Consider the following 20,721-nt stretch of genomic DNA (forward strand, 5'->3'; position numbering starts at 1 on the left):
AGGAGATACTGGCGCATACGCCAACCAACAGGCCGTCCCGTTGCGCCGGGCATCATCCAAATTTTTCACCCTCTTACACCATGATTACGCCTTTTTTATGTTGTTTTCATAAGTTTCGTGTATCGGGGCTGGTCAGCATAGGTTTATCATGTTAAAAAGACAAACATGAGTACTATGCCTTTATTGACACGAGTCCTCAGACCCTTGTTCCGTGCATATTTCTCGCTTTGCTTTTCTTTGGAGTGGGATGGTCTTGACAGGATTCCCCGTTCAGGTCCGTACATCATCATCTCGAACCATGTACATATCATGGATCCTTTCTTCATTTCCCCGTACATGCCCCACAATGTCCGTTGGATGGCAGGCTCATATCTGTTCAGGATGAAAGCATTGGGAAGCATCCTTGCCCGTTTCCTCACATCGATCCCCAAGAACCAGGGAAGGAATGACATGCAGATGATGCGCATTCTGACCGCCGCGTTCAAGAAAGGAGAAGTAGTCGGGCTGTTCCCGGAGGCTACCCGGACATGGGACGGCGAGCCGATTGCCTTTGACAAAGCCTTGGTCAAGCTCATCCGTATCTTCAAGGTTCCTGTCGTCTGCATCAATCTTGAAGGCGGATATTTCCTCCATCCCCGCTGGGCATATTCCGCTCGCAAAGGCCCCTTGACCATCAGGGTCGTCGAAACGCTCATGCCGCAGGACATTGAAGCCATGACGTTGGATGCCCTTTATCAGAGAATTGAGAAGAACATAGGTTTCAGCCACAGGGCGATGCAGCAAAAGACTCCTCTGCCATACCGAAGCACCCGCAGGACGGAAGGCATTTCCCAGATACTGTATCTCACTCCCGGTGCGCCTGCTGATGCTCTCATCTCATCACAGGGAGATATCATCCGCTGTCCGCAGATTGGTCTGGAAGTGAGGATGGACGAGTATGACCGTCTTCATGTGGTCAGTGGAACCTGTCCCTTCCCCGACATCCCCGCATGGAGAGAATGGGAACGTCACATGCTGCATGAAGCTTATTCCAAGGGAACCTTACCCGCCTTCCGTCCGGACAAGGGAGCCCGTCTTGAAATGTTCTCCGATGAAAGGCTCCGGCTCCGTTATATCGGGGACTTCCTTGCCTGCCTGGAGAAAGAAGGCATCCGGATCATCGTTCCTGCCCATTCGCGGGCGGCTTCGCTGCCTCCCTTTGAGAGGAAGAAAAAAGAAGCCGTCGCCATATTCCTTTTCTCCGAGATGACATCACTCATAGTCAATGCGAAATGTACCATGGAATTTTCTCTCCAAGGCAAGGTCTGGCGTCTGAGATTGAAAAAGGGAGAGCCAGTACTGAAATACAGCGATCTGTTCACTGACATAAAAAATCCCGAATCAAGGAGTTCATGATGGTTGAATGGAGTTATATCATACACATCGGTATCTTATCGGTAACTTTGCTTTTTTCTTCCTTCCTAAGGGCGAGGCTTCGTTTCTTGCAGGTTTTCCTGGTTCCTGCGCCCATGATTGCCGGAGCTTTCCTCCTAGTCTTTTATAATTTTGTAGCGCCATCGCTGGGGATGAACAATGCTTTTCTCGGCGAACTGGTCTATCATCTGCTCAACATAAGTTTCATCTCAATGCTGCTGCGGATTGAAAAAAAGGAAGTGCGGGAAAGCAAAAACGTCAGACGCTCGGTGGCGGAAAACGTGACGGCTACCATGAGCCAATATGGTTTGCAGTGTGTCTTTGGTCTTCTGCTCACTATAGCCCTGATATCTACTTTCTTCCCCGACTTATTCCCCGCCTTCGGCTACATTTTGCCGCTGAGTTTTGAGCTGGGAGCCGGACAGGCTTATTCCATAGGGCTGTCGTGGGAATCCATGGGTTTCACAGGCGCAAGCTCCATAGGACTGACGGTCGCCGCGATTGGATTCATCGTGGGTAATGTGGGCGGAGTCATCCTGATAAACCGCGCGGTGAGACTGGGTTGGATTGACAAGAAATACCAGGAAACCATGAAGGTTGAATCAGTGCGTACCGGCTTTGTCTCAAAAAGCGAAGAAAAGGTCACCGGTTCTTTGATTACCACTGACGGAGAATCACTTGATACCCTGAGCTATCATATAGCTCTTGTAATGGGCACATATCTGATTAGTTGGGGTGTCCTTAAAGGGATTCATGCTCTCCTTAGCCTGGCCGGTCCTTTAGGCGAAGAATTTGCTACGAGCCTCTGGGGAATCAATTTCATATTCAGTGCCCTATGCGCCATCGGGGTCAAGAACATCTGCGTAAAAATCGGCATTGCCCATACTATAGACGACCACACCCTGAACCGGATTAGCGGTCTATCGGTTGACTTGACCGTCGCTTCATCACTGGGAGCCATCTCCCTTGCAGCCATCACCGGTTACTGGATTCCCATTATCTTCATGGTAATCGTCGGTATCCTGCTGACGGTATTCCTCCTTCCTTACATGTGTTCCCGCCTCTTTCATGACCATAGTTTCTTCCGCATGCTTCTCATCTACGGAACCGCGACAGGAACACTGCCTACCGGTCTTGCCCTTGTGCGGGTGGTTGACCCCGATTTCGAAACGCCTGCCGTATCTGATTACATGTACAGCACGGGCATTGTATTTATTCTTGCCGTGCCCCTGCTCTTGTCAATCAACCTCCCTGCGATGAGCCGAACCATGAATAATCCGTCCCTTTTCTGGATTGCCTTGGGGATTTCTGCCATCTATATGTTCGGTTCTCTTATAGCGTATGTGAAGATGTCGGGGAAAAGGGCGTTGATTCAACCAAGAAAATTCTTTTATATCCCTGCGAAGGACAAGGACTGAAAGGTACTAGCGAAAAACAATGTCTTTACTACAGAGGGAATGGGGTTGTTGCAAAAGTTTGTGGCATCCCCGTTTTTTATAATTCCCATTATTTTGCACATCACACATTTGAAACGGTATTAATTTACTAAATTTACGCCTTAAATCATCAAATAACCCGAAAGTATTATATGGTTTTCTCTGCTTTTCCTGCAAAATAATACCTTTGGGTAATAGCTTTCTGCCATCACCACGTTTATACTACTTTATTAATTACTACCATATGCGTAAGCTGGCATGTCATCATCTTCTTCATGGAGAAAGGAAAAGACACTATGAGAGAGAGAGAGAGAGAGAGAGAGAGAGAGAGACTAAACTAAGCGTCATGGTCTTCCTGACCATCCTGATGCTTCTCATCACCTTTATTTCATGCGACAACAAGCTGAATATTTCAAATACCAATGCAGTGCGTTTCAGTACGGAAATCGGACGCAAGGCCACGGCAAATTCCGAATGGCAAGCCGATGATGAAGTCGGCATCTTCATGGCCACCGCCAATGTGGATTTGGATGACACCCCCACCCCTGTGGATGCGCGTTTCAACAAGAAGTATCTGGCTGACACAGCTTTCCAGACTTCCGGCTTCACTCCTGCTACCGCTGCCGATACCTTGAAGTGGGATGACATTTCCAACTCTACCGCTACACACTTCGACTTCATCGCCTACTATCCCTATGATGAAAACATCTCTGACCCTACGACCGTGGCCATAGACATCAACCGGAGTTCCTCGGAACAGATGACCGGGACGGCTGACTTCCTGTGGGGACGCGCCGACAACGTACAGAACAATACCTCGACGGTACGGCTGAAGCTTGACCATATGCTTTCCCGCCTGATTGTCAACATCTCCCCAAGCACGAGCGTCGATAAGGACGCCATCACGGGTGGTGTACTTTCCGTTATGGTCGAAGGCACAAGCACGCAAGGCACGTTCAACCTGGATACCGGAGCCTTGTCAGTCACAAGTTCCGTTGAGGGAATCATCATGAAGAACATCTCCCACACCCTCAGCCAAGCGGAGCAAGATGCAGGCAAGCGCAGGTTTGAAGCGGTACTGATACCTGTGGTTCACTCGGAGATCCTGCTGGATGCTTTGAAACTGGAATTTACCCTGGACTCTGATACATACACATGGGCAGCGGATTCCGTAGCTGACGAAGACAAGCACCTGATTCACTTCGACAAAAGCAAGCAGCATGTCTACAATATGACGCTCAATACGTCTGATGAAGAAGTCGCCGTTGCCGAACTCAAGATTGAGATCGGAGACTGGGATGAAAGTGACGGCGGGAACTGGGCTGCTGTCAAGCCATACAGCGTCTTCTTTTCTGGCAACAGTTCTACACGCGGTTCTGCGCCGGAACAGATGTTCGGCCTTAAAGGAACCCAAATCACACTACCGGGGTCTGGAGACTTGGAAAAGGACACCCATTATGTTTACGGATGGAATACTCAGCCTGATGGCAACGGAACCCAGTATGTCGCCGGTGATACATTCGTGATTCCTGACCATGATGTGACACTGTATGCACGGTGGCTGGTGAAGATCAAGTCAGTCTCCGCCGGATGGGGGTTCACATTAATCCTGAAGGAGGACGGGTCGCTCTGGGCTACTGGAAACAATATTTCGGGTCAATTGGGTGTCGGAGATACGAACAACAGAAGTACGCCCGTGCAGGTCTGGGATTCTACCAATGGTGACGTGAAAATGACTAATGTCGAGGAAGTTTTCACCAAATGCTATTATACAATAATTCAAAAGAAGGACGGGTCGCTCTGGGCGATGGGAAATAACCATTATGGCGAACTGGGTATCGGCGAGAATCGGAATACTAAAACCATTCCCGTTCAGATTCCGACCATGAATGATGATTTGATTGGTAATCCTGTCGTGTCAGTCGCCGTCGGAGCCTTCCATACAATGTTCCTGAAGAAGGACGAGACGCTCTGGGCGACAGGATGGAACGATAATGGCAAACTGGGTCTCAACGATACGATCGACAGAAGCACACCCGTTCCAGTCACGTTAATGAATACTGAGCCGAGCAATCCTGTCACGGATGTCTTTACCGGAAACCACTACACGGTAATGAAGAAGAAGGACGGTACGCTCTGGGCAACGGGATACAACCTGTATGGTCAACTGGGTGTCGAGGATACGAACAACCGTCTTAGTCCCGTACAGATTCCGACCATGAATACTAATCTGGATACTAATCCTGTCACGACGGTCTCCACAGGAAACGCCCATACAATGTTCCTGAAAGAGAACGGGGAACTCTGGGCAACTGGACGTAACTGGTATGGGCAACTGGGTCTAGGTGACAGCGGCGTTCTATCCAACAGAAGCAGGCCCGAGCCGGTTGCATCTATGAATACTGAGCTGGATACCAATCCTGTCGTGGCCGTCTTCACTGGAAACCACCACACAATAATCCAGAAGAAAGACGGGACATTCTGGGCAACCGGATTGAACGATTATGGTCAACTGGGTCTCGGCGATACGAACAACCGAAAGACACCTGTGCGGATCACGTCCATGGGTTCTGATGTCGTGGCTGTTTCTGGTGGAGAAAACCATACGATGTTTCTGAAAAACGACGGGACACTCTGGGCGGTTGGAAACAATGATCAAGGACAACTGGGTATCGGCACAGCACTCACCATGACAACCACACCCGTGCAGGTAATTCTCTGAGCGAAGCATGAAAAAAATACCGGCGTACACACGGCGACCAACCAACTGGTCGTCCCGGTACGCCGGTCACTTCCTTCTTTTTCTCCCCTCTCCATGGTCAGGGGGCATCGGTTAAAGTTTTCACACTTTTGCAACACCCTCTCTGCCGTTACAGAAGTCAATCGGCCTTATGTACGAACTTCCGCCTTGACCTGCCGGGCAAGCTCGGCGGCATACTCGAAAGCCTTCTTCTGGTCTTCTTCCGTGGGAGCGCCCTGAAATTCCACCGTACCGACGCAATCCCATTTCAATGTCTCTACAAATTGGTCGAACTGCTTCTGAGCCCCACCCGACCAGCCGAAGGAACCAAAACGCATGACCTTGCGCTTGTTCACGCGGCTTCGTTCAAGGATGTCCAAAACATGGTACATCGGAGGAAACATCTTGTATTCATACGTAGGCATGCCGAATATGAGGCCCGATGAACGCCATGCGTATTCAAGGATGAACGATGCATGAGTCTGGGGTACGCGGAATATGTGTAGTTTCACGCCCTCTGACGCAACTCCGGCCTTCACCGATTCCAGCAAGGACTCGGTGTTGCCGTACATGCTGCTCCAGACCAGAGTGATTTCTTCTTCCGCGGGACCGTTCATATACCGCGCAAGTTTTCCATACCATGAGAAAAGCCGTTCAATATCCTTACGCCAGAGAACGCCGTGACTGGGAGCAACCATGGTGATGGGGAGCGGAGCTAATTTTGCAAGCCCTTTCTGGACGAATGTGGAAAAGGTCGAGACTATGTTGGAATAATAACGCTCTCCCTCCTGGCGGTACAGTTCCCTTTCATCCTCGGAAAGCTCGTCTTCAAATGTATGGTCGAACAATCCGAAGGACCCGAAGGCATCACAGGAGAACAGGATGCCTGATTCCCGCTCGAAGGTCATCATCGTTTCAGGCCAATGGATATTGGGCGTTTCATAAAAAACCAATGTCCTGTCACCCAAGTCCAGCTCTTCCCCATCCTCGATGACGTGGATATTGTCGGTGACACGGAGAAAATGATGGACAAGGGGTTCCGCTTTCTTCGTGCAATAAATCTGTGCTGTCTTGTTCTTCTTGCGAAAATCGACAAGGGCACCGGTATGGTCAGGTTCCATGTGGTTGATGACCACATAATCGACATCGGCGACCTTCACGCCGATTTCTTCCATCTGTCCGGTCAAGTCGCTTTCCCCGTTCTCCCAGTCGCAGACAAAATCTATCAGGGCTGTCTTCCTGGAGCCTTTCACGACATAGGCGTTGATGAGGACGCCTTCCGGAAGGGGCCAGATACCCTCGAACAGGTCATGTGTTCCAATCCGGGTATGTACACGCCAGATGTTCTTGGCTAATTGATCGGGATGCATGTGTATCCTCCGTGGTATGAGACAAGAAAGCTCCTGTCACCGCTCGAAAGTATATCAAAAACAGGCCATCCGGTATAGAAGCCCTCTCTGCCGGAAGCGCACCGGAATGTCGATAGACTCTTGTTCGGATCATGAACGCACGCGTTCATTTTTAACAAATCAGATTGTGACCGCGTACGTTCACAATGGGAGAAGCACCAAATGGGACAGATGCAAAAATCAGAACAGGCTCCCGCCCTCGCGGTTTCGCATCCTCTCAGGTATATGTCCGGCTGGCCACTTGCCAGCCTTGCATTTCTTTTTCCCTGACTTTCCAGTCTGGCATGTACGTGGTAAGGAAGGTTTTGAAGCCCGTACCATGATTCATATGGACAAGATGGGCGACTTCATGAAGAACCAGGTATTCCCTCAGATGTCCGGGAAGCGCCAGTGACCTCAAGGAAAAACAAATCGTCCCACGGTTCGAGCAACTACCCCAGCGGGAACGGGAAGAAGTGATTTTCACTTTCACCATCTTATGTTCCAGACCAGTACGCGCCAGAATAGACGATACTTCACTTTCATAGGATTGCAAGGCGACCCTGCGGAAAAATGACATGAGAACACGTCCGACCTGCTCCTGCCCGGCATCATCTGTCACCGTGACGACCAAGGAATCATCCTCTGTCCCATGAAAGACCTCTGGCCGACCAGTATTCTTCCTTTTGACCCGAAGTGTAACAGACTGTCCCATGAAAAAGAAAGACATCCCGTCATTCCACTTCTCTCCTGTCCACGGAGGAGCTTCCGAAGCCATTTTTTCCCTGACTTTCCTAATCCATGGATATTTTTTCCTGATGATATCCTCAATGAAAGAAGATGTGCAGGAATATGACGCAGACACCTTTATCAGGCCATCAGGAGTTATCCTGATAGTGACTGTGCGTTTTCCTTTCCGGCGAACCAGCTCATACTCAAGCATAGTTCCGCCATCCATGACCATGCGGCGGGCTTGGGAAGACGCAGCATCCATGCTCACGCTCCTATCCCCAGAACAAGGGGAATCAGGAAAGGAACAGCGATTGATGTGACGATGCCGTTATAAATGGCAATCCCCACGGACGCCGCGCCAAAGTTGGAGCTTATCAAGGGCAGCGTGACATCCATCGTGGTCGCCGCGGCACTGGTCAGGGCAAGGGGCAAAGTCTTCCGTCCGAAGCGGCCAAAAAGAGGAATGAGAAAGAACGCGAGCGTCTCTCGCATCAGGTTGGCCAAGAGTGAAATTGTCCCGATCACAGGAAGTCCGAAGTCGGTTATCATCACGCTGCTCAAGGAATACCAACCCAGACCAGCAGTGATGGCCATGGACTGCCCGGCATGGCCGCCGGTGAATGGAATCAAGAGCAACGCCGCGCCCACACTTCCTGCAATGGTACACAGGGGAATGAAAAGCAGCCGGGGAGAAACAAGGAGATGGGAAAACCGTATGCCCTGCCCCATCAGGAGCATCCCCACAAGAACCATCATAAAACGAAGGAGTATGGATATCCAGCGGGAATCAAACCATGCGCCTCCGGTCGTCACGCCACATGTAATGCCCCCCAGCACGATGCCAAGAAGCAACAAGGGTTCCTTGAAGATATGCCACGCCCTCCTGAGGCCATGCGGGTCATCTCCTGTCAGAAATGCGTTTGTCTCATTCTCATGGGAGAACCCTGTTCCGCCATCCGTCTGAGCAGGCGGGGACGGGAACAGAAGCAGGAGACTTGTCAGCATGACGGAACCAATGATTGCAAGGATAGCGGACGCAAGCCCAATGATTCCCATGCGTGAAAGCATGTCCATTATGCCCTCGATGGAACCCGTGCTAATACCCATCATGAACAGGAGCAGCCAGAGAGCGGCTGTCCGGACGCGCGGCAACATGCGCCCTACCCATTCTTTTCCGGCACACAATCTGCCGAGGAAAATACCAAGGAGTAGAAACCCAATCAGTGAAGCCATGTAAAGGAAGGTAGACATTGCCCCTTGACTGTAGAATAATCTTCACACAAAAAGCAAGTATGATTTTTCAGAGTCTGTATGATGCTCTTGTCCCTTAGCCATAACGTCTGTATAGTTTTCATCATGACAAGTGAACGCATCAGCGATACGATACATAAGATTACCCTGTCCGATGGCCGCATTATCACTTTGGTGGGAACCGCCCATATCTCGCAAGAAAGCGTGACGGAGGTGTCCTCCATCATTGACCAGGTGAATCCTGACCATATCTGCATTGAACTGGACAAAGGTCGTTTCCGTACAAAGGATCAGGAAAGCTCATGGGAGACGATGGACTTGAAGAAAGTCCTGAAAGAAGGCAAGGGGTTTCTCCTTCTGGCCAACATGGTGCTGGCGTCCTTCCAAAAGCGCATGAGTGTCCAGACAGGAAGCGCTCCGGGGCAGGAAATCCTCGGAGCCGCCTATATTGCACAGGAGAAGGGCATTCCTTTTTCCTTCTGCGACCGGGAAATCCAAGTCACGTTGAAACGCGCGTGGCGCAAATCTTCACTTTGGAACAAAGCAAAACTCCTGTCCACGCTTCTTTCCAGTGCCTTCGACAAGGGAGAACTTGAGGCCGTGGACTTGGAAAAACTCAAGGAGCAGGATGTCCTGCAAGGCATGTTGGATGAACTGTCCAAGGAACTGCCTACCATCAAGGAAGTCCTGATTGATGAACGCGACCGCTATTTGGCATCTTCCATCTATTCCGCTCCGGGGAAAAACATTGTGGCGGTCATCGGAGCTGGTCACGCCCAAGGCTTGATAGAAAACATGGGAAGGCTGGACAATGGAGAGATGGCCCCCTCCCTTGACGATATATCCGATGTCCCTCCGGCAGGAAAAGCAGGAAAGGTAGCGGTGTGGCTCATTCCGCTTGCCCTCGTCGGCCTGATAGTTGCAGGGTTCATCAATGCAGGATGGAACCAAGGACTGACCAGTTTCCTGTACTGGGCGTTAATCAACGGAAGCTTTGCAGGCATCGGAGCCATTGCTGCCCTTGCCCACCCGCTGACCATCCTGGTGACTATCGTCACCGCGCCTGTAGCCGCCCTGCATCCCGCCATTGGAGTCGGCATGATCGCGGGCATCATGGAACTGACCATGCGCCATCCCAGGGTGAAGGACTTTGAGCAGCTTAATGATGACATCACATCGGTACGGGGCTGGTATCGTAATCGTATTTTCAGGGCTTTGTTGGTATTCCTGTTGTCCAGCGTGGGCAGCATACTAGGAACCTTTATAGCATTCCCGTGGCTCATAAGTAAGTTAGTATAACTTACTAAGTTGCTTATTTTATTTCTCCACAAACTTTTAATGCGTCTGAGATACTTGAGGCGCGGCAAAGACCTGCTTTTTTATCCAGGGAAGCGGAGGACGGGACAAGAAGACGCGGAAAGCCCATGTCCACTGCCGCTTTTGCTCTTTTATCAGGAAAACTTACCGGCCTCACTTCCCCAGCCAGACTCAACTCGCCGAAACTGACCAGTTTATCCGGCAACGGTCGCGATATCATTGCCGACCAGAGAGACAGGGCAAGGGGAAGGTCAATTGAAACCTCGGACAACTTCATCCCTCCCCCGACATTTACATAAATATCGTGGTCGCCGATACGCAACCCACCATGTTTTTCCAACACAGCCGCGACTCGTGATACACGGGCGGAATCAATTCGATCCGAATAGATACGGGAGAAGCCTCCCTTTGCCGGAACGACCAATGCCTGTATTTCCACTAAGAAAGTCCGGGTTCCTTCGACCACTGCGGTATACGCGATGCCTGCGGGAGTCAGTCCGTCGTTCCTGCGGGAAAGGAAAAATCCGGACGGATCAGGAACCGCGGTCAGCCCCTTCTCTCCCATCAGGAAAATCCCTATCTCATCGACCGTCCCGAAACGGTTCTTTTCAGCCCGAACCAGCCGGATACCGGAAGAAGCCTGTTCAAAGTACAACACAGTATCAACAAGATGCTCGATCACCTTGGGGCCGGCAAGCTGCCCTTCCTTGGTGACATGTCCGATAAGGAAGATTGCTGTTTCTGACTGTTTTGCCAGTCCTACCAATTCCATGCAGCACGCTCTGATTTGATTGACCGTGCCGGGCGCGGAAGGAATGGCAGAAGACCAGAGAGTCTGGACGGAATCAATGACAAGGACATCCGGAGAAGAAGACAAAATGGTCGAAGCAAGTTCTTCCAGCCGTGTTTCACAATAGACGTCAACTTTATTCAGGGGGACATCCAGCCGCTGAGCTCTCAGCTTAATCTGCGCGGAGGATTCTTCCCCCGATACATAAAGAACTTTATGTCCCGCCGCGCCACACTGTCCCAGGACTTGAAGCATCAAGGTGGATTTCCCTATGCCGGGCTCTCCTCCAAGAAGGACAGATGCCCCACGCATCACGCCACCGCCCAGTACCCTGTCCAGCTCCGTCATTCCGGTATCAAAGCGAAAGCCTTCCGTGACGACGATTTCAGCAAGGGGAAGCGGTTTCTTCATGGTCGTAGGAGCAAGTTTACGGGCAGAACCTTTGGTATCAGGAACAACAGCTTCTTCGACAAAAGAGTTCCACGCTCCGCATGAAGGGCAGAGTCCCAGCCATTTTGCTTCTGTATGACCGCACTCCGTGCATGCGTAGCGTATGGATTTCCCTTTCATGACTTTTCTTCCTCTCCTCCCTTTACCAGCTTATCAGATGCACGTCAAAGACAAGATAAGAATCTGGCGGGATGACTCCAGGATAGCCATGTGTACCATAGCCAAGTTCAGGGGGAATGATGAGTGTGCGCTTTTCATCCTTGTGCATCGTCAGGAGTGCTTCATTCCAGCCTTCTATGACTTCCCCTATCTTGAACTGTGCGGGCGTTCCCCTCTGGGTCGAGCTGTCAAATACCTTACCATTGAGCAGGGAGCCTGTGTAATGGACTGTCACCTTTGCTCCACGGGCAGGTGAATCTGTTCCTTTTCCTTCCTGTACAATGACATATCTCAATCCTGACGGAGTTTTTACCGCATCAGGCCAGCGGTTCTTCAGTTCTTGGTCAACAGCTTTGCGCTCTTGTTCCTTCTTTTCCTCAGCAACACGGGCAACCTTCTCAACCAAGGCGGAAAAAGCCTCTTGAGTCACTGAATAATTTTCAGCGTCAGCCCCGACGCGCAGTATATTGATGCTGTTTATTTTGTCTCCCTGCTTGATTTTATCCACGACATCCTGTCCTTCTACCACATGGCCGAAGACAGAATGCTTGCCGTTAAGCCTTGGCGTGGCGACATGCGTGATAAAAAACTGGCTGCCATTGGTTCCTGGGCCGGCATTTGCCATGGAAACAGTACCTGGGCCATCATGGAGCAGGGAATCATCGAACTCATCGGGGAAATAATAACCAGGCCCCCCCGTTCCCGTCCCTTTAGGACAACCGCCTTGAATCATGAACTCAGGAATGACACGATGGAAGACCAGTCCGTCATAATATGGGGTTCCTTTTTTCTCAAGATTCAAGGCACCTTCCGCAAGACCGACGAAATTCGCAACGGTCATGGGAACCTTATCATAGGCGAGGGACAGGATGATATCCCCCTTTGTTGTGTGGATGGCCGCATACAGACCATCAGCAAGTTTGTTTGACATGAGAGCTACCTTATCCTTTATATAATCGTATTATCTGCTTCGTTCTTTATTATATCCACAGGCTTCCGTTCGTTTCAAATTTCAAACAGATCATGCTCCGGGGATATCAGCGCGTATATCCTCTCCAGTTCCTCTTGGCTTTGGTAGGTTATTTCTATTTTCCCTTTCTCAATCGAACCTTTTACCTCAACCCTGACCCCTGTTACTTCAAGGAACTTGTTCTCGATTGCCAGGATATCAGCTGATTTCATAGGAAGGGCATCTCCACGGGAAGGGCCTTTTCCTGGTCGAGAGAGCCGTTTCCCATAATTGAAGTCGGATGCCAGCCGTTCAGCTTCCCGCACAGACAGTTCCTGCTCAATAACTCGCCTGTAAAGGATTTCCTGGTCAGCGGGATTCACGACGGAAAGCAAAGCGCGGGCATGTCCGGCGGAAAGTCGGCCTTTCGCCACGGCTTCCTTGAATACAGGAGGAAGTTGAAGAAGTCTCAGGCTGTTTGTGATGGTTGTACGGTTCTTTCCTACCCTTTGGGCAAGATCTTCCTGCCGTATACCAGCGTCCTTAATCAGGTATGCATATGCCTGTGCTTCTTCAATGGCATTGAGGTTTTCCCGCTGGATGTTCTCCACCAAAGAGACTTCCAGGCGTTGCTGGTTGGTAAAATCCTTCACGATGACAGGAACTGCCGCCAATCCGGCTAGTTTGGCCGCCCTATACCGTCTCTCACCTGCTATGATGCTGTAATCTTTATCAGAAATCCGCTCGACAAGCAAAGGTTGCAGGATTCCTTGGTTCCTTATGGATTCCGCCAATTCTTCCAGCGTTTCCCCGTCAAAAGTCTTGCGCGGTTGGTTGGGATTAGGGTGAAGTCGTTCAATCTCTATTTCCTGTACCAATAAACCTTTGGCTGATTCTGGGCTCGATGCGTCAGGCAAGGAATGCGCGACTGCCGTTTCGTATACCGTGTCGAATGAATAATCATCCATCAAGGCTCCGATTCCTTTGCCTAATCCATGTTTCTTACTTGGAGACACGTTCAGACACCTCCTCAGCTAGACTTTTGTATGACTTCGCGCCGATGCTGCTCGCATCATAGACGTTGATGGGCAATCCATGGGACGGAGCTTCGGAAAGCCGCACGTTCCTGGGTACTTTTGAAGAAAATACCAACTTCGGGAAATATGTCGAAACATCCTCGACTACCTCATTGGCAAGTTTAATCCGCTTATTGTACATGGTAAAAACAATGCCAAGGATTGAAAGACGGGGATTAAGTGAGCGTCGCACATTGGCAATCGTCCTCATCAGCAGGTTCAGACCTTCCATTGCAAAATATTCACATTGCATGGGGATGATGACATAATCAGCCCAGCACATGGCATTCATCGTCACAATTCCCAGGGATGGCGGGCAATCTACAAGAATATAGTCCCATTCCAGCTCAATAGGAGCCAGCGCTTTTTTCAAGAAGAACTCACGTTGCTCCTGTTCTACCAGCTCCACATTCAATCCAACAAGGTTTATATTCCCTGCCATGATGAAAAGATTCTTTACAGGAGTAGCCTGACACGCTTCCGCAGCGGTAACAGTTCCCGCGATTACCTCATACGTTCCAGGCAAATGAGAATCGCCAGACACTGAACTGGTAAGGTTCCCCTGGGAGTCAATATCGACCAGCAGAACCTTCTTGCCACTTTGGGCAAGGGCGGCACCGAGATTAACGGCAGTCGTTGTCTTTCCAACACCACCTTTCTGATTAGAAAAGATAATTTTCACGACACTCATACGGACAATATACGGGAATATAGAAAGAATGTCACGACAAAGAAGGCTTTTATACAAGAACCACAAAGTAAAGAAGAACTACATACGGAAACAGAAGTTAAATTGTAATAGAAATGTGACAGAAAAAAGCTCTCCCTTGACCATTGGACACGGGTGAAGTATCTTACATCATGCACAGCCCAAGGAAAGAGGTACATATGCAAGAACAAATCAAGGAAGCAATTGAGGCTATCCGACCAGCAATACAGAACGACGGGGGAGATATTGAATTTGTCCAGCTTGATGACAACAAAGTCATCGTCCGTCTTACAGGAGCATGCGCTGGCTGCCCCATGGCGAAAATGACTCTTAAAGGTGGCGTTGAAAGATATCTTCACCACGCCGTAAGTCCAGATCTCGTCATTGTATGTGAAGAAGAAGGCGTTTTGGCCTGAACTGCACCAATAGCCGCACCAATATCCATTCGTCAATGTTTCACGTGAAACCTGAAGGCAACAAAACCTTCAGGTATTTTTATTAAATTGAGTTAACACCCGTAAAAACACCGCAATCAACGGAAAACACCGTAAAGAGTGTTACTAAATTCAATATATATAGAAATAAACAGGCTAGCCACTTTTAAAAAAGCAAAATAATATAAAGTCTCATGAAAAACCATATCATGCACTGTCATTATATGTAAAAACAGGTTGAGATTACTACATGTATCATGACAAACATGAACGGGCCTTCCAATGTTTCACGTGAAACATTTTAGCGCAAGCAATCGACAAACCCTCCGCGCAGTTCCTTGCTCTCATCTCCCGTATCATCAATTTTGCCCCAACCAACTCCAATGTTTCACGTGAAACATTTCATGCCATATTTCTTAATTCGTATCATTGATCCTCCTTCTTCATGAATTAAAAAGAAAAGGAGAAGCCGTTATTCTACCAATAATTCGGTTTACTACAAGAAGAGTTATCCACAGGATGTTAGCATCTCACACATACCATATACAAACCATCACTACCATCATCAGAAAGGGAAATAAAGATAAAAACATAATATTATTTCCATATAACAAAACTACTTATCAAAATATAAGCGTTTGACTGAATAGCATCGTCAAACAAAAAACCTGCTCATTGAATAAAGTATTCCACAGGTTATCCACAGGCTGTCCCCGTCCGATGATACAAAGATATTTTTCCCCAGTAAGGTAACGGCAAAGCAAAAGTCACGAAACAAACAAAATGTAAACACCTGCAAAAAAGAGCCAAAAACCAAGAAAAACCACCACGACACCCTTCAAAAGAAAAATTTCTACTCATCAAAACAATAAATGGCCTTATTTATTAGCAGCAGTCGCTTTCATTTTGCTAAACTTTTCATTTCCTTTCACGTTTCTATGCATCAATACAGTTTTGTGTGGTCGATTTTGCTTTTCCTCGATTTTCCCATCCTTCTTTCTAAAATACCTCTGTTTTCCACATCTCATCAACCATATTTGCACTTGTTTTCCACTGCTTTTCCACATCATAATCCCAGGGTTATCCACAGGATATCAACAATACAAATACGATACATCTAGTCCTTTCAGGACAAAAAATAACGGCCTATTTACTAACTTTTATAGCAAATAAACCGTTATAATAAAATTAATTAAGTAACTAAATGTGCTTTATTCAGCAGATGTATTAACTATTTCTCCAACCATGATATCTCCCGTGGCATCTTCTCCGACCCCGTCTTCCTCATCTCTGGAGTAATCCGTGACCGCGAGAGCGACGATGGAGTCCTTTGGATTCTTCAAAGCGACAACCCTGACACCACTGGCGTTCCTTCCTTGGGTGGAGATCAGATTCACATGGATGCGGATTGTCTGTCCCTGCATGGTGATTACAACCACATCATTCTCATCATTCACCGCAAGAGCGTTGACCAGATAACTAGTCTTCTCCTTAATGCGGTAGATAAGCTGACCTTGTGTCCCTCTCCCGTGTCTGTTGAAGTTGGAGAAATTCACCTGCTTGCCCTGACCTTTTTCAGTTATCATCAGGATGCGCCTGGAATCATCAACCTTCAACAGCCCGATGACCGTATCATCCCCAAGCAATTTCATGCCACGCACACCGCGAGAAGCCCTTCCCATGGCACGGACATCCCCTCCAGCTATCCTTAAGCCACGACCACCGGCAGTCACGAACATCATGTCGTCCCCATCGGTCATCAGCTCGCTCTGAACCATGATATCCCCTTCATCAAGGAACAAGGCGCGCACGCCACGGCTCTTTGCATTGCGGAAAGCTGGCAGTCCCACTTTCTTGGTGACGCCATGCTTCGTGACCATGAACAAATACTGGTCATCATGGAATTCGGTGAAATTGATGATGGAGGATATTTCCTCTCCATCGGTTATATCTATGAGCTGCTTAATGCTGCTGCCCTTGGATACCTTGGAACCCTCAGGAATCTCATGAACCTTAATCCAATACGCCTTGCCAAAGCTGGAAACGAACATGACATAATCATGAGTAGAGGCGACATAGAGATGCTCGACGAAATCATCGTTGATGAGCTTTGCGCCTTTCACGCCGGAACCTCCGCGTCCTTGGGAACGGTATTCCTCCGCCACGACGCGCTTTATGAAGCCTTTGTTGCTGATGACGACAACCACTTCCTCATTCTTGATGAAATCCTCGACCTGCGTCTGTCCGATTTCAGCCCTTTGTATCTCCGTCAGGCGTTTATCACCATATTTTGCGGCAAGTTCCCGTGTTTCCTGCGCAACGACTCCCAGAATCTTGCGACGGTCAGCGAGAAGATCCTTGTAATAAGCAATCTTGACCTCAAGCTCGGCCAACTCTTCAAGGATTTTCTCTGTCTCCAGATGGGAGAGCCTGCCAAGTTTCATGTCGATGATGGCATCGGCCTGTATCTTGGTAAGCCCAAAAGCCTTTTGCAGCCCTTCGGAGGCCGCGGCGTTATCTTCCGATTCCTTGATGATGCGGATGACCTCATCAATATTCTCAAGGCCGATTTTCAACCCCAGGAGGATATGGGCACGTTCCTCAGCTTTCTGTAGGTCATAGCGTGTCCGTCTTTCCACGACCTGCTCACGATAATTGATATAATGAACCAGGATTTCCTTAAGGGAAAGCAACTGCGGCCTGCCGTTCACCAAAGCAAGGTTGTTCACATTGAAATTGCTCTGTAGGGGAGTGCGGAGGAACAGTGTGTTCAGCACGATGCGCGGTACCGAGCCCTTTTTCAGCTCCACCACAATGCGGATGCCCTCACGGTCAGATTCATCACGGACAGCGGAAATCGCAGGCAAATCGTTCCTGCGCAGCTCGTCAATCTTCTTGACCAATTCAGCCTTGTTCACCTGATACGGAATCTGGGTGAAGATAATCTGGTCGCTTCCCCGTTCATGCTCCTCAATCTCATAGCGGGCACGCTGGACTATCTTTCCACGACCGGTAGAAAAAGCATCGATGATGCCTTGCTGACCGCAAATGATAGCCCCAGAAGGGAAATCAGGCCCTTTTATGTACTGCATCAAGCCTTCAAGGTCTATATCCGGGTTCTCAATGACCGCGCCGATTGCATCACAGATTTCCGTCAGGTTATGGGGAGCCATGTTCGTCGCCATGCCGACGGCGATCCCGCTGCTGCCATTGGCAAGCATGAAGGGGAAGGCTGCGGGCAGAACCTGCGGCTCCTGGAGGGAGTCATCATAGTTAGGTCCGAAGTCAACCGTATCCTTCTGGATGTCGGCAAGCATTTCCTCACCGATCCGGCTCATCTTTACCTCGGTATATCTCATGGCAGCCGGCGGGTCGCCATCTATGGAACCGAAGTTTCCCTGTGGCCGGACGACCGGATAGCGCAGGGAGAAATCCTGGGCAAGGCGTACCAAGGCATCATAGACAGAGGCATCCCCATGGGGATGGTATTTACCCAGGACATCACCGACGACCCTGGCCGATTTCTTGAACGGCGTGTTCGCACGCAAACCCATCTCATACATATCGTACAGGATGCGTCTATGGACTGGTTTCAGACCATCACGGACATCAGGCAGTGCGCGGCTTACTATGACCGACATGGCATAATTGAGATAGGAGGTCTTCATCTCCTGGGAAACTTCAATTTTTATGATTCTGGACTCTTTTTCTTCCACGATATGTTCCTCGTTCCTCATACGTCCAGGTTGGACACGTATGTCGCGTTTTCTTCAATGAAAACCCTGCGCGGCTCCACTTCCTCTCCCATGAGCATGGAAAAGACCTGGTCAGCTTCGATGGCGTCCTCCAGACAAACCTGCGTAATCATGCGGGTGTCAGGATTCATCGTAGTCTCCCACAGCTGGTCAGGGTTCATCTCTCCCAGACCTTTGTAACGCTGGATGGCGGCTTTGTTTCCATCGGGTCCGACATTGTTCTCTGTAAGGATTCGCACGCGGGCATCCTCGTCATACGCATAGGAAACACTCTTGCCGACCGTAATCTTATAAAGGGGAGGCATGGCAAAATAGACATAACCCTTTTCAATCAGGGGTCTCATGTAACGGAAGAAGAATGTCAGCAACAATGTCCTGATATGCGAACCATCGACATCAGCATCAGCCATGATGATGACTTTGTGATATCGTACCTTCTCGGCATCAAAATGAGAACCCAAGCCAGCTCCCAGGCTGGCGATGACCGGCGTGAGCTTATCATTGTCCATGACCTTTTCTTCCCGCGCCTTCTCGACGTTGAGCATCTTGCCCCACAAAGGAAGGATTGCCTGACACTGGCGGTCGCGTCCCTGCTTGGCGCTCCCTCCTGCCGAATCTCCCTCGACAATGAAGATTTCACTCTTTGCCGGATCCTTTTCAGCGCAAGGAGCCAGTTTTCCGGGCAAGCCCAGTCCTTCAGCACTCTTACGCACCCGCGCACGGGCGTCACGGGCGGCCATGCGTGCCTTGGCTGCGCTCACGCATTTCTCCAGTATCATCTCCGTCACAGCCGGGAACTCATCAAAATAATTAGTCAGGTTTTCATAGACGACGGATGTCACAATGCCCTGGACCCGCTGGTTTCCCAGCTTCATCTTGGTCTGACCCTCGAACTGGGGATCAGGAATCTTGATGGACACAATGGCGGTCAATCCCTCTCTCAGGTCATCGGTCGTCAACGGGTCGGTGAATTTCTTGGTGAGCTTGGCATTCTTTTTCAACTGCTCGTTCACCGCACGGGTCATGCCGCTCCTGAAACCTGAAAGATGCGTACCGCCTTCACGGGTATTGATGTTGTTGACGAAGGTATAGAGAATCTCATCGTACCGATCATTGTACTGAAGGGCTATGTCAATCTTCAGGTCATCCTTTTCTCTTTCAAAGAAAATAGGTTCAGGATGAATCGTCTTGTTGTTTTTGTTGAGATATTCAACAAAGCTCTTGATGCCGCCTTCAAAACAGAAATTCCGTTCCTTCTTCTCCTCTGTGCGCTCATCTCCGACGGAGATGGTGATGCCCTTGTTGAGGAACGCCAGCTCGCGGAAACGCTCCGCCAGGGTAGTGTAGCTGTACTCGTCGGTATCCATGATTGTCGTATCCGCCTTGAAGCGGACAATGGTCCCGGTACGGTCAGTCTGTCCTATGACCTCCACGGGAGCATCAGGGATACCCTTGTGATATACCTGCCGGTAGACATTCGGCGCCCGATGAACCGTAACTTCCATCCATTCGGAAAGCGCATTTACGACGGAAGAACCGACACCATGCAGGCCGCCGGACACCTTGTAAGAGCCTTTGTCGAACTTTCCTCCGGCGTGAAGCATAGTAAGGACGACTTCCAATGTGCTCTTATTTTCCACGGGATGGATGTCCACGGGGATGCCGCGTCCATTGTCCTCGACCGTGATAATCTGGCCGGGTTCGATGGTTATGCGGATGTAATCGCAATAACCGGCCATTGCCTCGTCTATGCTGTTGTCTACGATTTCATACACCAAGTGGTGCAGACCCTCGATTCCTGTGGAACCGATGTACATGCCAGGCCGCTTCCTGACGGCTTCAAGTCCTTTTAGGACCTGGATGCTATTGGCTGTATACTTCCTGGAACCTTCCGCGTCAGCCATGGGAGCATGATGGAGAGCTGGTTTTTTACCAGCTTCCCGCTGTTGGGTATCATCCATTGATTCATCCTTATTACGTTATAAAATCCTCCTCCCGCGCTCCTTTTCCTGTACAGACGGAATAAGTCCGCAAGCATGCGGGAGAGTCCCTTGCCCCCTGTTGGAGAACCAGGGAAAATCCTTGTAATTGTATCATTTACCCATATAAAATGCAAGGTTGT

General features: G+C 49.6%; 14 protein-coding genes. 5 read left to right on the forward strand and 9 right to left on the reverse strand.

The features are described from left to right. Window positions 1-165 precede the first annotated feature (165 nt). The 3 genes from SPICO_RS09475 (at window position 166) to SPICO_RS09485 (ending at window position 5,571) form a co-directional block, all read left to right on the forward strand. Window positions 166-1,395 carry a lysophospholipid acyltransferase family protein gene (locus tag SPICO_RS09475; protein ID WP_083810471.1) on the forward strand — a complete coding sequence of 410 codons (1,230 nt, stop codon included), beginning with the start codon at window positions 166-168 and terminating at the stop codon, window positions 1,393-1,395. After that, entirely contained in the window at window positions 1,395-2,831 is a 1,437-nt protein-coding gene (locus SPICO_RS09480; protein WP_013740445.1) for a sodium/glutamate symporter family protein, read from the forward strand. Before SPICO_RS09475 ends, SPICO_RS09480 begins: the two co-directional genes overlap by 1 nt. 364 nt (window positions 2,832-3,195) lie before the next feature. After that, a complete protein-coding gene (locus tag SPICO_RS09485) occupies window positions 3,196-5,571 on the forward strand; it encodes a fimbrillin family protein (protein WP_013740446.1) in 2,376 nt (791 codons plus the stop codon). Window positions 5,572-5,738: 167 nt separating this feature from the next. Here SPICO_RS09485 and SPICO_RS09490 read toward each other — a convergent pair whose 3' ends face one another. The 3 genes from SPICO_RS09490 to SPICO_RS09500 form a co-directional block, all read right to left on the reverse strand. Continuing rightward, complete coding sequence (locus SPICO_RS09490; RefSeq protein ID WP_013740447.1) at window positions 5,739-6,959, reverse strand: FprA family A-type flavoprotein; 1,221 nt, start codon at window positions 6,957-6,959, stop codon at window positions 5,739-5,741. Window positions 6,960-7,215: 256 nt separating this feature from the next. Then, window positions 7,216-7,971, reverse strand: coding sequence for a M48 family metallopeptidase (locus tag SPICO_RS10010; protein WP_013740448.1), 756 nt, complete (start codon window positions 7,969-7,971; stop codon window positions 7,216-7,218). Window positions 7,972-7,973: 2 nt separating this feature from the next. After that, window positions 7,974-8,960, reverse strand: a complete 987-nt coding sequence (locus SPICO_RS09500) for a LysO family transporter (RefSeq protein ID WP_013740449.1) — start codon at window positions 8,958-8,960, stop codon at window positions 7,974-7,976. A gap of 105 nt (window positions 8,961-9,065) precedes the next feature. Between SPICO_RS09500 and SPICO_RS09505 the strand changes: the two genes are divergently transcribed. Further along, complete coding sequence (locus tag SPICO_RS09505) at window positions 9,066-10,259, forward strand: TraB/GumN family protein (RefSeq protein WP_041396053.1); 1,194 nt, start codon at window positions 9,066-9,068, stop codon at window positions 10,257-10,259. 13 nt (window positions 10,260-10,272) lie between these two features. Here SPICO_RS09505 and radA read toward each other — a convergent pair whose 3' ends face one another. The 4 genes from radA to SPICO_RS09525 form a co-directional block, all read right to left on the reverse strand. After that, window positions 10,273-11,637 carry a DNA repair protein RadA gene (radA, locus tag SPICO_RS09510; RefSeq protein ID WP_013740451.1) on the reverse strand — a complete coding sequence of 455 codons (1,365 nt, stop codon included), beginning with the start codon at window positions 11,635-11,637 and terminating at the stop codon, window positions 10,273-10,275. A 22-nt stretch (window positions 11,638-11,659) separates the two neighbouring features. Then, on the reverse strand, window positions 11,660-12,607 hold the full coding sequence (gene bamJ, locus SPICO_RS09515; protein WP_013740452.1) for a BamJ family beta-barrel-assembly machinery protein: 948 nt from the start codon (window positions 12,605-12,607) through the stop codon (window positions 11,660-11,662). Window positions 12,608-12,681: 74 nt separating this feature from the next. Continuing rightward, window positions 12,682-13,641, reverse strand: coding sequence for a ParB/RepB/Spo0J family partition protein (locus tag SPICO_RS09520; RefSeq protein WP_013740453.1), 960 nt, complete (start codon window positions 13,639-13,641; stop codon window positions 12,682-12,684). Next, window positions 13,628-14,392 carry a ParA family protein gene (locus SPICO_RS09525; RefSeq protein ID WP_013740454.1) on the reverse strand — a complete coding sequence of 255 codons (765 nt, stop codon included), beginning with the start codon at window positions 14,390-14,392 and terminating at the stop codon, window positions 13,628-13,630. The genes SPICO_RS09520 and SPICO_RS09525 overlap by 14 nt, the downstream gene beginning before the upstream one ends. 197 nt (window positions 14,393-14,589) lie before the next feature. Between SPICO_RS09525 and SPICO_RS09530 the strand changes: the two genes are divergently transcribed. Next, on the forward strand, window positions 14,590-14,826 hold the full coding sequence (locus tag SPICO_RS09530) for a NifU family protein (RefSeq protein ID WP_013740455.1): 237 nt from the start codon (window positions 14,590-14,592) through the stop codon (window positions 14,824-14,826). A 1,229-nt stretch (window positions 14,827-16,055) separates the two neighbouring features. Here SPICO_RS09530 and gyrA read toward each other — a convergent pair. Continuing rightward, window positions 16,056-18,581, reverse strand: coding sequence for a DNA topoisomerase (ATP-hydrolyzing) subunit A (gene gyrA, locus SPICO_RS09540; protein WP_013740456.1), 2,526 nt, complete (start codon window positions 18,579-18,581; stop codon window positions 16,056-16,058). Further along, window positions 18,578-20,503 (reverse strand): DNA topoisomerase (ATP-hydrolyzing) subunit B, encoded by a 1,926-nt coding sequence (gene gyrB / locus SPICO_RS09545; RefSeq protein ID WP_041396054.1) that lies wholly within the window; start codon window positions 20,501-20,503, stop codon window positions 18,578-18,580. The genes gyrA and gyrB overlap by 4 nt, the downstream gene beginning before the upstream one ends. Window positions 20,504-20,721 lie beyond the last annotated feature (218 nt).

The organism is Parasphaerochaeta coccoides DSM 17374 (assembly GCF_000208385.1).
GTDB classification, from domain to species: Bacteria; Spirochaetota; Spirochaetia; order Sphaerochaetales; family Sphaerochaetaceae; genus Parasphaerochaeta; species Parasphaerochaeta coccoides.

What these genes read in the sequence shown, in the direction of transcription:
- radA (WP_013740451.1), bottom strand. Translation starts at nt 11,637, where the DNA reads ATGAAAGGGAAATCCATACGCTACGCATGCACGGAGTGCGGTCATACA.
- SPICO_RS09480 (WP_013740445.1), top strand. Translation starts at nt 1,395, where the DNA reads ATGGTTGAATGGAGTTATATCATACACATCGGTATCTTATCGGTAACT.
- SPICO_RS09490 (WP_013740447.1), bottom strand. Translation starts at nt 6,959, where the DNA reads ATGCATCCCGATCAATTAGCCAAGAACATCTGGCGTGTACATACCCGG.
- SPICO_RS09485 (WP_013740446.1), top strand. Translation starts at nt 3,196, where the DNA reads ATGGTCTTCCTGACCATCCTGATGCTTCTCATCACCTTTATTTCATGC.
- SPICO_RS09525 (WP_013740454.1), bottom strand. Translation starts at nt 14,392, where the DNA reads ATGAGTGTCGTGAAAATTATCTTTTCTAATCAGAAAGGTGGTGTTGGA.
- gyrB (WP_041396054.1), bottom strand. Translation starts at nt 20,503, where the DNA reads ATGGCTGACGCGGAAGGTTCCAGGAAGTATACAGCCAATAGCATCCAG.
- bamJ (WP_013740452.1), bottom strand. Translation starts at nt 12,607, where the DNA reads ATGTCAAACAAACTTGCTGATGGTCTGTATGCGGCCATCCACACAACA.
- SPICO_RS09505 (WP_041396053.1), top strand. Translation starts at nt 9,066, where the DNA reads ATGACAAGTGAACGCATCAGCGATACGATACATAAGATTACCCTGTCC.
- SPICO_RS09475 (WP_083810471.1), top strand. Translation starts at nt 166, where the DNA reads ATGAGTACTATGCCTTTATTGACACGAGTCCTCAGACCCTTGTTCCGT.
- gyrA (WP_013740456.1), bottom strand. Translation starts at nt 18,581, where the DNA reads ATGAGGAACGAGGAACATATCGTGGAAGAAAAAGAGTCCAGAATCATA.
- SPICO_RS10010 (WP_013740448.1), bottom strand. Translation starts at nt 7,971, where the DNA reads ATGGATGCTGCGTCTTCCCAAGCCCGCCGCATGGTCATGGATGGCGGA.
- SPICO_RS09530 (WP_013740455.1), top strand. Translation starts at nt 14,590, where the DNA reads ATGCAAGAACAAATCAAGGAAGCAATTGAGGCTATCCGACCAGCAATA.
- SPICO_RS09500 (WP_013740449.1), bottom strand. Translation starts at nt 8,960, where the DNA reads ATGTCTACCTTCCTTTACATGGCTTCACTGATTGGGTTTCTACTCCTT.